We start from the raw sequence: 14715 nt of genomic DNA on the forward strand, positions 1-14715 counted from the left end.
GCGGCGGGTTAGTCCTGTCGGGTTGTCGCACTCCGGCGGTTCCGCTTCATGGCGAAGAAGGCCGAGCCTCCGATGAAGGCCAGCGCGACCGCGGTCGCGGCGGCGATGCTCGTCTCGCTGCCTGAATCGGTCGTGGCGAGGTTCTGCGACGCCGGCTTCGGCTGCCGGTCGGTGGCGGCGCTCACGGGAGCGAAGTTGACGGTCTTGGCGGTGTGGCCGGGGCGGAACTGACCCAGCGCGTCGTCGAGGCCGCCGGGCAGGAAGTCGGCCCACGGGGGCTTGCCCTGGTCGGGACCGCCCTGGTCGTGGTCGGGCTTGCCGTGGTCGGGCTTGCCGTGGTCGTCGGGACCGTCGTGACCGTGGCCGGGCTTGCCGTGGTCGTCGTCGCGACCGTGCTCGCCCTCGTGGCCCTCGTCGTCCTCGTCCTCGTCGTCGTGACCGTGGTCGTGGTCGTGATCGCCCGAGTCACCCTTTTCGCCCTTGTCACCGCGGGGACCCTTGGGACCGGCGGGTCCTGCCGGTCCTGCGGGTCCGGCGGGTCCGGCAGGTCCGGCCGGTCCAGCGGGTCCCGCGGGTCCTACGGGTCCGGCAGAACCGGTGGGTCCGGCGGGGCCGGGGCTGCCGTCGGGGCCGGGTGCGCCGGGGGCGCCGGGGGCGCCGGGAGCACCGGGTGCACCGGGGCTGCCGGACGGGCCGGGAGCGCCGGGGCTGCCATCGGGGCCGGGTGCGCCGGGGGCGCCGGGAGCACCGGGGGCACCAGGGCTACCGGACGGGCCAGGAGCGCCGGGGGCACCAGGGGCGCCCGGGCTGCCGTCAGGACCGGGGGCGCCGGGTGCACCAGGGGCGCCGGGGCTGCCGGACGGGCCGGGGGCGCCGGGTGCACCGGGGGCGCCAGGCGCGCCGGGGCTACCGGACGGGCCAGGGGGGCCGGGCTCACCCGTCGGGCCGGGCGAGCCGGTCGGGCCGGGCGAGCCGGTGGGGCCGGGCGAGCCGGTGGGGCCGGGCGAGCCCGTCGGTCCGGGAGGTCCGGGCGGACCGGCGGCGCAGCTCGGCACCGTGATGGTGTTGTTGTCCATCGTGACCGCGGCCTCACGCGCCAGGGCGCGGCCTTCGATCACGGCGCTGTTGTTCAGCGTGATGGACTGCATGGCCAGGATGGTGCCCTTGAACTGGGTGGTCGTGCCGAGGGTGGCGGAGCTGCCCACCTGCCAGAACACGTTGCAGGCGTTTGCTCCGTTGATGAAGGCCACGGCACTCGCCGAAGCCGTGGTCAGGGTCGAGGGGATCCGGAAGATGAAGACCGAGTTGGGGTCGCCCTGGCCGTCGAGGGTGACCGTCCCGGTGAGTTGCAGGGACGGCGGGGACGCCGGGGCCGTGTAGACGCCGGGCCCCAGCGTCAGTCCGCCGATCTCGTCCGAAGCGAGAATGGTGCCGGGCCCCCGGCCTGCCGCGTCGTCGTAGGCGACGACGAGGTCGGACTTCGCCTGGGCGGCGGCGGCGTTGGGGGCTACGCGAATCACCCCGTTGACGGTGCCGGGCGGGAAGCCGGTCACCGACGTGCCCGGATAGAGGCCCAGGTCGCCGTTGATGACGGTGGGGTTCGTGTTGGTGACCGTCGAACCGGCCAGGACCCCGTAACTGGCGGTGGTCCCCAGCAACACGGGGGCTTCCGCGGCGTGGGCGAGGGTCGGGACCAGGGAGGCCGACGCCACGAGCGCTGCGGGGAGGAGGGCGAAGGCTCCCCGTTTGAGCATGGTGCGGTGAGGTCTTCTGTCGGATGGACCCGACCGGATGACATCTGGTGCCATAGCAGGACCTTTCTTGTTGCTTCGGGTCTCAGACCTCCCGAAGGAGGATCCCGAGCGCCCGCGACGATGGCGACTCAGGGCCGCGAGCCCCCCTGCCCGCGCCGGCGTGCAGGCTTCCCCTGAGCGGGGACCGAGAGCGATTGCCTGCCCGAGGTAGTGATACGCCGTCACGCATGCGTAGTCACGCATATTTCACAGCAATAGGCCGCAAATCGGAAAAAATGGTCTATGTGAGGGACGTGACGTCAGGAATCGCCGATCCGGCAGGACAGCAAGAAGCCGGACAGCCCGCGCAGGGGCTGTCCGGCTTCGGCGAAGATCAGGTCAAGTCAGATCAAGTCAGGTCGGATCGGTCACGTCAGGGCCAGACCAGGCAGTACGGCTGGTGGCCCGCCTCGTGCAGGCGGTGGGAGAAGTCCTGCCACTCGTGGAGCAGCTGGTAGACGTTGAAGGCGTCGCTCGGGCCGCCGCGGTCCGGGACCGTGGACCAGATGAAGGCCGCCGCGCCCACCGATTCCTCGCCGATGCCGCGCAGCGGGTCGACCACCGTCATGGGGAGCTTGACCACCGCGTAGTCGGGGTGGAGGACGACCAGCTCCAGGGGCGGGACCTTGTGGAGGGGTATGCCCTCGATGCCGGTCAGGACCATCGCGGCCACCGTCTCCGGCTTGATCTTGGTGAAGAGGCCGCCCATGCCGAGCTCGTCGCCGCCCAGCTCCTCGGGCCGCATCGTGACCGGGACGCGGGCGGCCGTGGCGCCGTCGGGGGCGCCGAAGTACTTGTACGTCACTCCCATGCCGCGACCCTTGGGCAGATCCTCCGCCGGCGTCGTGGGTCCCGGAACGGCGTCGGCCGCCTCGGTGGCACGCCGGCGGTGCTTGCCCCGGCGGCGGGCCTCGCGGGCTTCGCGGGCGCGCTGCGGATCGAGGCCGTCCGTACCCTCGCCCGGTCCACCACCGCGTTGCATATCTCCACCCGACTGGTCTTGCTTGCCCCGGCCCCGCGGCCCCCGCCACGCAGCCTGATCATCATGGCAGTGACCTCCCCCGCGGCGACGCGGTGAAACGCCCGTCCGCAAGTCTGTCGCGGCCCTCTGAGACCATGGCTGGTGTGAGCTACCCGTACCCGTATGAAGCCCCAGTTTCGCAGACGCTCTTCGAGCGCGCCTCCCTCGTGACCCCCGGCGGCGTGAACTCTCCCGTGCGCGCCTTCCGCGCCGTGGGCGGTACGCCCCGGTTCATGGTGTCCGGCACCGGTCCGTACCTCACCGATGCCGACGGGCGCGAGTACGTCGACCTCGTGTGCTCGTGGGGACCGATGATCCTCGGCCATTCCCACCCCGAGGTGATCGCGGCCGTCCAGGCGGCCGTGGCCCGCGGCACCTCCTTCGGCACGCCCGGCGAGGGCGAGGTGGCGCTCGCCGAGGAGATCGTGGCGCGCATCGAGCCCGTCGAGCAGGTGCGGCTCGTCTCCTCGGGGACGGAGGCCACGATGTCGGCGATCCGGCTGGCGCGCGGTTTCACCGGCCGTGCCAAGGTCGTCAAGTTCGCCGGCTGCTACCACGGCCATGTGGACGCGCTGCTGGCCGCGGCCGGTTCCGGCCTCGCGACCTTCGCGCTGCCGGACACCCCCGGTGTGACGGGCGCGCAGGCCGGCGACACGATCGTGCTCCCCTACAACGACCTGGAAGCGGTCCGGGCGGCCTTCGCCGCGCACCCCGGCGAGATCGCCTGCGTGATCACCGAGGCCGCGCCCGGCAACATGGGCGTCGTGACCCCGGCCGAGGGCTTCAACCAGGGGCTCGCGGACCTCTGCCGCGAGAACGGCGCCCTGTACATCTCCGACGAGGTCATGACCGGCTTCCGTACCTCCCGCGCCGGCTGGTACGGCGTCGACGGGGTCAAGCCCGACCTGATGACCTTCGGCAAGGTCATGGGCGGCGGCTTCCCGGCCGCGGCCTTCGGCGGCCGCGCCGACGTCATGGGCCACCTCGCGCCCGCCGGCCCGGTCTACCAGGCCGGCACCCTCTCCGGTAACCCGATCGCCACCGCCGCCGGCCTCGCGCAGCTGCGCCTGCTCGACGCGGCCGCGTACGAGAAGGTCGACGCGGTCTCGAAGGAGATCCAGGGCCTGGTCAGCGGGGCGCTGGCCAAGGAGGGCGTGGCGCACCGGCTGCAGACCGCGTCAAACATGTTCTCCGTCTTCTTCACCGAGGACGAGGTGCGCAACTACGACGACGCCAAGAAGCAGGAGAGCTTCCGCTTCAACGGCTTCTTCCACTCGATGCTGGCGCAGGGCGTCTACCTGCCGCCGTCCGCCTTCGAGTCCTGGTTCGTGTCCACCGCCCACGACGAGCGGGCGATCGAGCGCATCGCGGCAGCGCTGCCCGCCGCCGCCCGAGCCGCCGCGGAGGCCACCGCATGAGCAGCAGCGAGATCACCGTCGTGCACCTGGTGCGCCACGGAGAGGTGCACAACCCGGACGGGGTCCTGTACGGGCGCCGGGAGGGGTACCACCTCTCCGAGCTGGGCCGGCAGATGGCGGACCGGGTCGCCGAGCACTTGAAGGGCCGGGACATCTCCTACGTGGTGTCCTCCCCGCTGGAGCGGGCGCAGGAGACGGCGGAGCCGATCGCCAAGGCCCACGGCCTGGGCCTGGCGACCGACGCCCGGCTGCTGGAGGCGGAGAACGTCTTCGAGGGCAAGACCTTCGGCGTCGGGGACGGCGCGCTGCGCAAGCCCGGCAACTGGAAGCACCTGACGAACCCGTTCAAGCCCTCCTGGGGCGAGCCGTACGTCGACCAGGTGGTCCGGATGATGAGCGCGCTGGAGGCCGCGCGCGACGCGGCCCGCGGCCACGAGGCGGTGGCGGTCAGCCACCAGCTGCCGATCTGGATCGTGCGCAGCTTCGCGGAGAAGCGCCGGCTGTGGCACGACCCGCGCCGCCGCCAGTGCACCCTCGCCTCGCTGACGTCCTTCACGTTCCAGGGCGACAAGCTGGTGTCGGTGGGCTACAGCGAGCCGGCCCGGGACCTGGTCCCGGCGCACCTGCTGGCCGGGGCGAAGCCGGTGAAGGGCGCGTCCAAGGCCTTCGGTGCCTGACGGATCGTTACGCCGATCCGTCCTCGGCCGACGCTCTGTTACGAACCGTTACAGCTTTACCTAAATAAATACAAGTTGCGCCGGGAATCACCCTTCCAGTGTCGCAAGCAGCTCCGAATTGTCCGTTTATATGGATTCGGTGTGAGCTTGCGAGGGACGACGGGGAGGGTGGCGTGCGCGACTTCAGTCGAAGGGGAGTGCTCGGACTCGGACTTGGGGCTGCCGCCGCGGTGGGGATCGCGGGCTGCGGCGCGCCCGGCAAGGCCGGGCCCGGCACCCCCGGGCCGGTCAAGAATCCCAAGCCCGGCGGGAAGCCGGCGGCCAAGCTCATCGGTGACGGCTCCACCGCCGACACCGGTCCGCAGCCGAACCAGCCGGACCGGCCCGTCCCCCTGCAGCCGGGCGAGACCCCGCCGCAGTTCGTCGTCTTCAGCTGGGACGGCGCGGGCGAGATCGGCAACGGCCTCTTCCCGCGCTTCCTGAAGCTGGCCAAGGACCACGGCGCGGCCATGACCTTCTTCCTCTCCGGCATCTACCTGCTGCCCGAGGCGAAGCGGAGCCTCTACCAGCCGCCGAACAACCCGGTCGGGGCCTCGGACATCGGCTACCTCAAGGACGAGAACGTCCGCTCCACCCTGAAGTACGTCCGCGAGGCATGGCTCGACGGGCACGAGATCGGGACGCACTTCAACGGCCACTTCTGCGGCGGGTCCGGCTCCGTCGGCCGGTGGACCCCGGAGGACTGGCGCAGCGAGATCGACCAGGCCGTGTCGTTCGTCACCAACTGGCGCACCCACACCGGTTTCACCGATCTCGACCCGCTGCCCTTCGACTACCGCAAGGAGCTGGCCGGCGCCCGCACCCCCTGCCTCCTCGGCCGGGACAACCTGCTGCCGACCGCCCAGGGGCTGGGCTGGCGCTACGACTCCAGCTCGCCCGGCGGCCTCCAGGTCTGGCCGGTGCGCCGGTCCGGCATCTGGGACCTGCCCCTGCAGTCCCTGCCCTTCCCCGGGCACTCCTTCGAGGTGCTGTCGATGGACTACAACATCCTCGCCAACCAGTCGAAGAACACCACGAGGGGCGTGCCCGCCAACTACCCGGCCTGGCGCACCCAGGCCACGGCCACCTACCTCGGCGGCTTCCGGCGGGCCTACGAGACCAACCGCGCGCCGCTCTTCATCGGTAACCACTTCGAGGAATGGAACGGCGGCATCTACATGGACGCCGTCGAGGAAGCCCTCAAGGGCATGGCGGACAAAAGGGACGTACGGCTCGTATCCTTCCGGCAGTTCACCGACTGGCTGGACGTCCAGGACCCCAACGTGCTGGCCAGGCTCCGCGGTCTCGGCCCGGGCCAGTCGCCCGCCGGCGGCTGGAACACGTACCTGACCGCGGCCTGAGCGTGGCCCGACCGCGGCCCGGCTCGCGGCCCGACCGTGGCCGGTCTCCGCCCGTCCATTGCCTGACCAGGGCATTGACAGCCCCGCGGGGGGCGCGGTAGATCCGCGAATTGCTCATGCGAAACTTTTCACATGAGCCTTAGCCGAGCCCGTGCCCGTCGAAACAGCCGCCGCTCGACCGGCGGCCGTGCCACCCTGCTGACCGCGGTGGCCGTCGCGGGCGTCATGACCCTGACGTCCTGCACCGGCTCGGACGGCGGCAAGGCGACCTCCACCGGTGGCAACTACGTCACGGGCGCGACCGGGATCACCACCGCTGCCAAGGGGGAGCGCGACGAGGCCCCCAAGCTCGACGGCGAGACCGTCGACGGCAAGACGCTGGACACCACCACCCTCAAGGGCAAGGTCGTCGTCCTCAACATCTGGGGCTCCTGGTGCCCGCCGTGCCGCGCCGAGGCCCCCGACTTCGCGAAGGTCTCCAAGGAGCTGGCCGACGCCGGCAAGGACGTCGCCTTCGTCGGCATCAACACCCGGGACTTGAGCGTGCAGAACGCGGTCTCCTTCGAGGAGTCCTTCGGGATCACCTACCCGAGCCTCTACGACCCCGCCGGGAAGCTGATGCTCCGCTTCCCCAAGGGCACGCTCAACCCGAACGCGATCCCCTCCACGATCATCCTCGACCGGGAGGGCAAGATCGCCGCCCGCACCCTGGCCCCGCTGGGCGAGGAGAGACTGCGCTCGATGATCGACCCGATCCTCGCGGAGCAGTGACCTCGTGGTCGAGTACGTGCTGGCCGCCGAGGCGACCGGGGTGAACACCACCGTCCTGAACGGGGCGCTGCTGCTGGCGCTGCCCATCTCGGTCCTCGCCGGGCTGGTCTCCTTCTTCTCGCCCTGCGTCCTCCCGCTGGTCCCCGGCTACCTCTCCTACGTGACCGGCGTCAGCGGCGCCGACCTCGCCGAGGCGCGGCGCGGGCGGATGCTGGCGGGCGCGGCCCTGTTCATCACGGGCTTCACCGTCGTCTTCGTCTCCACCGGCGCGCTCTTCGGCTACTTCGGGGAGACCCTCCGGGAGAACAACGAGATCATCTCCCGGGTCCTGGGCGGCCTGGTGATCGTTCTCGGCCTGTTCTTCATGGGCGCGATCCCGGGTCTGACGATGCGGGAGTTCCGCTTCCACAAGAAGCCGACGGCGGGCCTGATCGGCGCCCCGCTGCTCGGCGTGCTCTTCGGTGTCGGCTGGACCCCCTGCATGGGCCCGACCCTCGCGGCCGTCACCACGCTCTCCCTCGACCAGGCGAGCGCAGGCCGGGGCGCGCTGCTGACCGTCGCCTACTGCCTCGGGCTCGGACTGCCGTTCATCCTCACCGCGATCGCGTTCCGCAAGGCGCTCGGTGCGTTCGGCTGGGTGAAGAAGCACTATGCGTGGGTGATGCGCATCGGCGGAGGCATGCTGATCCTGACCGGCCTGCTGCTCGTCACAGGAATGTGGGCCAGCATCGTCAGCGACATGCAGAGCTGGACCCAAAGCTTCACGGTGGGGATCTGAGGACTACACGGACATGAGTACGACTGACAAGGCACCCACCGGGGCGTCGCCCGAGTCCGCCGCGGCGGACACCACCGACGCCACCGACTCCGCCGCAGCGGACCCCGCGGAGGCCGTGGCCGGAGCCCAGCTCTCCACCGCCCCGCTGGAGGACAGCCCGAGCGGGCCGGCCGTCGGCATCGGCGTGATCGGCTGGGCCCGCTGGTTCTGGCGGCAGCTCACCTCCATGCGGGTGGCGCTGATCCTGCTCTTCCTGCTCTCCCTGGGCGCCATCCCCGGCTCCCTCATCCCGCAGAGCAACGTCGACGAGATGAAGGTCGCCGCGTGGAAGCAGACCCACGCCTCGTGGGTGACCGTCGCCGAGAAGCTCCAGCTCTTCGACGTCTACAGCTCGGTGTGGTTCTCCGCGATCTACCTGCTGCTGTTCATCTCGCTGGTCGGCTGCATCCTGCCGCGCTCCTGGCAATTCGTCGGCCAGCTCCGCGGCCGTCCGCCGGGCGCCCCCAAGCGGCTCGACCGGCTCCCCGCCCACACCACCTGGCGCACCGGCAAGACCCCGGACGAGGTCCTCTCGTACGCCACGGCCGTGCTGCGCGGGCGCCGCTTCCGCACCGAGGCCGGCAAGGGGCACGTCGCGGCGGAGAAGGGCTACCTCCGCGAGGCCGGCAACCTGATCTTCCACGTCGCACTGATCGTGATGCTGGTGGCCTTCGCCTGGGGCCAGTACTTCAAGTCCGAGGGCGGCAAGCTGGTCCTGCGCGGCAGCGGCTTCTCGAACACCCTCACCCAGTACGACGACTTCAAGGCCGGCACCCTCTTCCACCCCGACGACCTGCCGCCGTTCAGCTTCACGCTGGACCGGTTCGACGCGACGTACGAGATGAGCGGCCCGCAGAAGGGCACCCCGCGCGACTTCAAGGCGTACGTCACCTTCAGCGAGGGCGCCGACGGCAAGCCGCAGAAGCGCGAGATCCAGGTCAACAAGCCGCTCCAGGTCGACGGCTCCAAGGTCTACCTGCTGGGCCACGGCTACGCGCCGATCCTCTCGGTGACGGACCCCACCGGCAAGGTGATCTACAAGGACGCCGTGCCGATGCTCCCGCAGGACTCCAACCTCACCTCGACCGGAGCCGTCAAGGTCACCGACGGCTACAAGGACAAGGACGGCAAGGCGGAGCAGCTCGGCTTCAACGCCGTCTTCGTGCCGACCTACGCCGGCGAGGGCATGGGCACGATGTTCTCGCAGTTCCCGGCCCTGCTCCAGCCGCGCCTCATGCTCAACGCCTGGCACGGCAGCCTCGGCGTGGACTCGGGCCTGCCGCAGAACGTGTACGTGCTCAAGACGGACAAGATGCAGTCCTTCAAGGACGAGTCCGGCGAGCCGTTCAAGCAGAAGCTCAAGGTCGGCGACACGATGACCCTGCCGAACGGCGCGGGCACCGTGAAGTTCGAGGGCATCGAGCGGTGGGCCACCTTCTCCGTCACCCACCAGCCCGGCAGCGGCCTCGCCCTCGCCGGCGCGATCGCCGCCATCGCGGGCCTGGCCGGGTCCCTGTTCATCCAGCGCCGCCGGATCTGGGTCCGCGCGGTGGCCGGCCCGGACGGCGTGACCGTCGTCGAGATGGCGGGCCTGGGCCGCAGCGAGTCCACCAGGCTCCCGCAGGAGCTGGCGGCCCTCGCCGCCGCGCTGCACCAGCAGGCGCCGACCGCGCCCGCCGCACTTGCCGAACCACGTGTCGAAGAAACCCCTGAAGGAGAGCGCGGATGACGCCGCTCGCAGCCGCAGCCAATGAGAACCTGGCTCAGATCAGCAACTACCTGATCTATTCGTCGATGGCGGTCTACACGCTCGCCTTCTTCGCGCACATCGCCGAGTGGACCTTCGGCAGCCGCAGCAAGGTGGCCCGTACGGCCGCCGCGCTGACCGGGGCCGAGCAGGACGGGGCCGGCGCCGCGCCCGCCGTGCAGGTCCGCGGCAAGGGCGGCAGCACGGCCGTCCTCGATCAGCCGAAGGTCGTCACCCGCTCGGCCGCTGGCACCCGTGACGTGCCGGACGGCCCCGGCGCCGGCGGCGGCACCGTGCAGGGCGACCTGTACGGGCGGATCGCGATCTCGCTGACCGCGCTCGCCTTCCTCATCGAGGCGGGCGGCGTCCTCGCCCGTGCGATGTCGGTGCAGCGGGCCCCGTGGGGCAACATGTACGAGTTCTCGATCACCTTCTCCACGGTGGCCGTCGGCACGTACCTGGCGCTGCTCGCCCTGAAGAAGAACGTCCGCTGGCTCGGTCTGATCCTGGTCACCAGCGTGCTGCTGGACCTCGGCATCGCCGTCAAGATCCTCTACACCGACAGCGACCAGCTGGTCCCGGCCCTGCACTCGTACTGGCTGTGGATCCACGTCTCCACCGCGATCTTCTGCGGCGCGGTCTTCTACATCGGCGCGGCCGGCGCGGTCCTCTACCTCTTCCGCGACGCCTACGAGGGCCGGATCGCGAACGGCGGGACCGCGGGGAAGTTCTACGCGTCGGTCATGGAGCGGCTGCCCTCCGCGGCCTCGCTCGACAAGTTCTCGTACCGGATCAACGCGGCCGTCTTCCCGCTGTGGACCTTCACGATCATCGCGGGCGCGATCTGGGCGGGCGACGCCTGGGGCCGCTACTGGAACTGGGACCCCAAGGAGGTCTGGTCCTTCGTGACCTGGGTGGCGTACGCCTGCTACCTGCACGCCCGGGCCACCGCCGGCTGGAAGGGCCGCAAGGCCGCGTACCTCGCGCTCTTCGCCTTCGCCTGCTGGATCTGGAACTACTACGGCGTGAACATGTTCCTCAACGGCCTGCACTCCTACTCGGGCGTCTGACCGGCGGGAGTGGGACGCTGGTGGCATGTCTCTCGTGAGCCACGCCACCAGCGAGCGCCGCGGCGAGGACCGCTGGCTGCTCCGTTTCGAGCTGCACCTGCCGTACTCCTACGCGGCGCTCTGGCCCGCCCTGACCACGCCCGAGGGGCTGCGCGGCTGGCTGGCCGCGGCGGACGTCCTGGAGCGCAGGCTCGGCGGGGCGGTCACGCTGCGCTGGCTGAACACCGGGACCGTGGTGACCGGGCGGGTCACCGCCTGGGACGTGGAGCGGGTCGTGGAGTACACGGTCGCCGAGCACGGGCGGATCCGCTTCCACCTGGAGGCGGTCGGCACCGATTCGACGGTGATCCGGTTCGTGAACGAGCGGGGCGGGCCGGAGGACGAGCGCCTCGACTGCCTGGCCGGCTGGCACGAGCACTTCGAGCTGCTGGAAGCCGCCCTGTCCGGGCGGCCGGCGAACTGGGCGGCCTGGACGGACGCCCGCTGGTCGCAGCTGCGCGAGGCCTACGCCTCCTTCACCAGGGCCTGAGCCGACCGGGCCTGGGCCGACCGGCCTGATCCGCCGGGGCCCGAGCCGACCGGGCCGCCCTCACCACACCGGGCGCAGGGGCGGCAGCCCGCCCTCCCCGTGGAGTGCGCGCACGAGGTGCCCGAGCTCCCGGCGCAGGACCGGGAGGTCGGCGCTGCCGGCCAGCTCGGCCTCCAGCTCGTGCAGGATCCGCCCGGCGACGGCGAGGTGGGCATGGGCCGCCCCCGTCAGCACGACCAGCTTGCGGCGGCCGCCCCCGGGATGCGGCTCGCGCCGGACGTAGCCGCGCTTCTCCAGGTCGTCGACGATCTGACCGGCGGCCTGCTTGGTCACCCCGAGCCGTTCGGCGAGCTCGGTGGCGGTGGCGCCGGGCCCCTTCAGGACCTGGAAGGTCATGCCGTGCAGGGGGCGCAGGTCCGCGTAGCCGGCCTCGCCGACGCGCCGGGTGAACTCTCCCAGCATCAGTTGGAAGCCCAGGCCGAGCAGGAAGGTCAGCTCGACGCCCTCGTTCTCTTCTCTCGTCACGCAAATATGGTGACACGACTGAGTCAAGCTGCTTTACTCACCCCTGTCGAGTAAAGCAGCTTGACTCAATCGCGCCCGAGAAGACGAGGACCGCCTTGCACGTCATCACCGTTTCGCCCGAGCACGTCACCGTCACCCCGAACGCCACCATGACCGGCCACGCCGCCCCCAGCCGCGGCAGCTCCGAGCTCAGCACCTGGCACGTCGACATGGCCGCCGGCAACACCGGCCCCGAGCACTGCGTCAACCGGCAGGTCTGGCTGCTCACCGCCGGCTCCCTGGAGGTCACCTGCGACGGCCGCACCGAGAAGGTCGCCGCCGGCCGGACCCTGGTCCTTCCGCCCGACGTACCGCGCCGGATCCACGCCCCCGAGCACTTCGAGGCGTACGTGGCCATGCGCGCCGACGGCGTGGTCACCGTCCCGGGCACCGAGGGCACCCGCGTCCTGCCCTGGGCGCAGTGACCCGGACGGCTCAGGAGCGCGCGGCCGCCGCGCCCGGGTTCTGGGCCGCCGGGTCCGGGGCCGGTGCCCCGGCCCCGGCGCCCGCCCCGGACACCACCCGGCCGGCGCCCGGCCGTCGCAGGCCCGCCGCGCTGACCGCCGCCGCCACGAGCACCGCCGCGAAGGGGACCAGCAGCGCGGCCCGGTACCCCTCCAGCGGGACGGCGAAGGAGGCCGACACCGCCGTCACCGCCGACAGCCCGAGCGCCGCCCCGAACTGGAAGGCCGTGTAGAGCAGCCCGCCCGCGAGCCCCTGCTCCGCCTCCTCCACGCCCTCGGTGGCCACGATCGTCAGCGGCCCGTAGACGAGCGCGAAGGCGAGCCCCAGCAGGACCAGGCTCGGCAGCATCGCCAGGTACGACCAGTCGGCGCCCAGCGGCAGGAACAGCCCGTACGACAGCGCCGCCAGCAGCAGCCCGCCGAAGATCAGCCGGCCGTTGCCGAACCGGGCCACCAGCTTCGGCACCACCGTCGGCGAGAGCACCGCGTCGATCCCGATCACGATCATCGCGAAGCTCGTCTGCAGCGTCGACCAGCCCCGCAGCTCCTGGAGGTAGAGCACCACCAGGAACTGGAAGCCGAAGAACGCGCCCGCGAACAGCAGCCCGGCGGCATTGGCCCGCCGTAGCGGCCCGGAGCGCAGGATCCCGAGCCGCACCAGCGGCTCGGCGGCCCGCCGCTCCACGGCGGCGAACACCCCCAGCAGCGCCAGCCCCGCCGCCACCGTGGCGGCCGTCGCCCAGGCCCCGGCGTGCGCCGCCCGCTCGACGCCGAGCACCAGCAGCACCACGGCGGCGGTGACCAGCAGCCCGCCCGCCAGGTCCAGGCGCTGCCCCGGTGCCCGCCGGGGCCGGGGCGACTTCGGTACGAGGACCAGCGCCGCCGACAGGATCAGCACGGCCAGCGCCACCGGCGCGAAGAACACCCAGCGCCAGTCGGCCGAGGCCAGCAGCCCGCCCGCGACCAGGCCGACGGAGAACCCGCCGGCCGCCGTGCCCGAGTAGACGAGCAGCGCCTTGTCCCGCTGCGGCCCCTCGTCGAAGCCGGTGGTGATGACCGACAGGCCCGCCGGGGTCATGAAGGCCGCCGCGACCCCCGTCACGAACCGGGCGGCGATCAGCTGCCACCCCTCGGTGGCGAGCCCGCCGAGGCCGGAGAAGAGGAGGAAGACGGTGAGCCAGCCGACGAACATCTGCCGCCGCCCGAACAGGTCGGCCGCCCGGCCGCCCAGCAGCATGAAGCCGCCGTAGCCGAGGACGTAGGCGCTCATCACCCACTGCAGTTCGCCGGTGCCGAGCCCGAGATCGGCGCGGATGGACGGCAGGGCGACGTTCAGCATCGCGACGTCGATGCCTTCCAGGAAGATCGCGCCGCACAGGACAAGCAGCACGCCGAGACGGCGTCCGCGGATTCTCTCTTCGGTCATGACCACCACCCTCGTCCGCGGCCCGAGGAGGAACAACGCCGAAGAAGGCAACGTTCGTTCAGTCATGCTGACCGATCGCGACGAGCTGGACTGCTTCCTGATCCTCGCCGAGAAACTGCACTTCGGCCGCACCGCCGAGCGCATGCTGCTCTCCCGCGCCCGCGTCAGCCAGCTCGTCCAGCGCCTGGAGCGCCGCGTCGGCGCCCCGCTCTTCCTGCGCACCAGCCGCAGGGTCGCCCTCACCGCCCTCGGCCGGCAGCTGCGGGACGACCTCGAACCCCACCACCGGGGCATCGCCGCCGCCCTGGAACGCGCCGCGGCCACCGCCCGCGCCGCCGACGGCGTCCTGCACGTCGGCTTCACCACCCCGCCCACCGGGGAGCTCGTCCTCAAGGCGGCCGAGGCCCTGCGCGCCACCCACCCCGGGCTTGCGGTCGAGGTGTGCGAGGTGCCGCTCTCCGATCCGTACGGGCAGCTGCGCAGCGGCGACTTCGACGTGCAGGTGGCCGAATTCCCGGTCCGGGAGGACGATTTGGGGGAGGGGCCCGCGCTGCTCACCGAGGCCCGGGTACTGGCCGTGGCCGCCGGGCACCCGCTGGCCGGGCGGGACTCGGTGTCGCTGGAGGAGCTGGCCGGGGTTCCGCTGCTGACCATCGCCGGGGACCTGCCGCCGTACCGCCGGGAGGCCCAGAGCCCGGCGCGCACCCCGGCCGGGCGGCCCATCCGGCGCGGACCGGAGGTGACCAACATGCAGGAGGCGCTGATGCTGGTCGCGGCCGGCCGTGGCGCCCTGCTGACGGCGGCCCACACGGCCACGTACTACGCCCGCCCGGGCGTCTCCTACGTCCCCTTCACCGACGCCGAGCCGGTCGGCTACGGCCTGGTCTGGCGGGCGGCCGACAACTCGGGCGCCGTCCGGGCCTTCGCCCGCGCCGCCCTCGCGGCGGCGGCCGCGAAACCCGGGCCGCCGGTCGCCTAGGTCCGGGCAGGACCCGGGACCGCCCGGCCGGAGGGGCGG

General features: G+C 71.9%; 14 protein-coding genes. 10 read left to right on the plus strand and 4 right to left on the minus strand.

The genetic code is table 11. The annotated features are described in order from the left end of the window. Positions 1-8: 8 nt before the first annotated feature. Positions 9-1754: an ice-binding family protein gene (locus AB0D29_RS02580; RefSeq protein ID WP_362851821.1), complete on the minus strand. Its 1746-nt coding sequence runs from the start codon at positions 1752-1754 to the stop codon at positions 9-11. Positions 1755-2166: 412 nt separating this feature from the next. Then, positions 2167-2775, minus strand: a complete 609-nt coding sequence (locus tag AB0D29_RS02585; RefSeq protein WP_362851822.1) for a hypothetical protein — start codon at positions 2773-2775, stop codon at positions 2167-2169. A 134-nt stretch (positions 2776-2909) separates the two neighbouring features. On the opposite strand from AB0D29_RS02585, the gene hemL reads away from it, so the two are divergent. From hemL to AB0D29_RS02625, 8 genes are all read left to right on the plus strand, one after another. Then, a complete protein-coding gene (gene hemL, locus AB0D29_RS02590) occupies positions 2910-4232 on the plus strand; it encodes a glutamate-1-semialdehyde 2,1-aminomutase (RefSeq protein ID WP_078892852.1) in 1323 nt (440 codons plus the stop codon). Beyond that, the gene (locus AB0D29_RS02595) at positions 4229-4909 is read left to right on the plus strand and encodes a histidine phosphatase family protein (protein WP_362851823.1); all 681 of its coding nucleotides are present in this window, start codon (positions 4229-4231) and stop codon (positions 4907-4909) included. Before hemL ends, AB0D29_RS02595 begins: the two co-directional genes overlap by 4 nt. A gap of 173 nt (positions 4910-5082) precedes the next feature. Further along, the gene (locus AB0D29_RS02600; RefSeq protein ID WP_362851824.1) at positions 5083-6309 is read left to right on the plus strand and encodes a hypothetical protein; all 1227 of its coding nucleotides are present in this window, start codon (positions 5083-5085) and stop codon (positions 6307-6309) included. A 132-nt stretch (positions 6310-6441) separates the two neighbouring features. Continuing rightward, the gene (locus tag AB0D29_RS02605) at positions 6442-7080 is read left to right on the plus strand and encodes a TlpA disulfide reductase family protein (RefSeq protein ID WP_362851825.1); all 639 of its coding nucleotides are present in this window, start codon (positions 6442-6444) and stop codon (positions 7078-7080) included. A 4-nt stretch (positions 7081-7084) separates the two neighbouring features. Then, on the plus strand, positions 7085-7858 hold the full coding sequence (locus tag AB0D29_RS02610; RefSeq protein ID WP_362851826.1) for a cytochrome c biogenesis protein CcdA: 774 nt from the start codon (positions 7085-7087) through the stop codon (positions 7856-7858). 13 nt (positions 7859-7871) lie between these two features. Further along, positions 7872-9626: a cytochrome c biogenesis protein ResB gene (locus AB0D29_RS02615; RefSeq protein WP_362851827.1), complete on the plus strand. Its 1755-nt coding sequence runs from the start codon at positions 7872-7874 to the stop codon at positions 9624-9626. Beyond that, on the plus strand, positions 9623-10714 hold the full coding sequence (gene ccsB, locus AB0D29_RS02620) for a c-type cytochrome biogenesis protein CcsB (RefSeq protein WP_362851828.1): 1092 nt from the start codon (positions 9623-9625) through the stop codon (positions 10712-10714). The genes AB0D29_RS02615 and ccsB overlap by 4 nt, the downstream gene beginning before the upstream one ends. A 25-nt stretch (positions 10715-10739) precedes the next feature. Beyond that, a complete protein-coding gene (locus tag AB0D29_RS02625) occupies positions 10740-11243 on the plus strand; it encodes an SRPBCC domain-containing protein (protein WP_362851829.1) in 504 nt (167 codons plus the stop codon). 60 nt (positions 11244-11303) lie between these two features. Here AB0D29_RS02625 and AB0D29_RS02630 read toward each other — a convergent pair whose 3' ends face one another. Further along, on the minus strand, positions 11304-11768 hold the full coding sequence (locus tag AB0D29_RS02630) for a MarR family transcriptional regulator (RefSeq protein WP_362851830.1): 465 nt from the start codon (positions 11766-11768) through the stop codon (positions 11304-11306). Positions 11769-11863: 95 nt separating this feature from the next. On the opposite strand from AB0D29_RS02630, the gene AB0D29_RS02635 reads away from it, so the two are divergent. Then, a complete protein-coding gene (locus AB0D29_RS02635) occupies positions 11864-12232 on the plus strand; it encodes a cupin (RefSeq protein ID WP_362851831.1) in 369 nt (122 codons plus the stop codon). A 10-nt stretch (positions 12233-12242) separates the two neighbouring features. Here AB0D29_RS02635 and AB0D29_RS02640 read toward each other — a convergent pair whose 3' ends face one another. Beyond that, on the minus strand, positions 12243-13697 hold the full coding sequence (locus tag AB0D29_RS02640; RefSeq protein WP_362851832.1) for an MFS transporter: 1455 nt from the start codon (positions 13695-13697) through the stop codon (positions 12243-12245). Between the two features lie 64 nt (positions 13698-13761). Between AB0D29_RS02640 and AB0D29_RS02645 the strand changes: the two genes are divergently transcribed. Further along, the gene (locus AB0D29_RS02645; protein WP_362851833.1) at positions 13762-14676 is read left to right on the plus strand and encodes a LysR family transcriptional regulator; all 915 of its coding nucleotides are present in this window, start codon (positions 13762-13764) and stop codon (positions 14674-14676) included. The last annotated feature ends 39 nt before the right edge of the window (positions 14677-14715 follow it).

This window comes from Streptomyces sp. NPDC048424 (genome assembly GCF_040651555.1).
Taxonomy (GTDB): Bacteria; Actinomycetota; Actinomycetes; order Streptomycetales; family Streptomycetaceae; genus Streptomyces.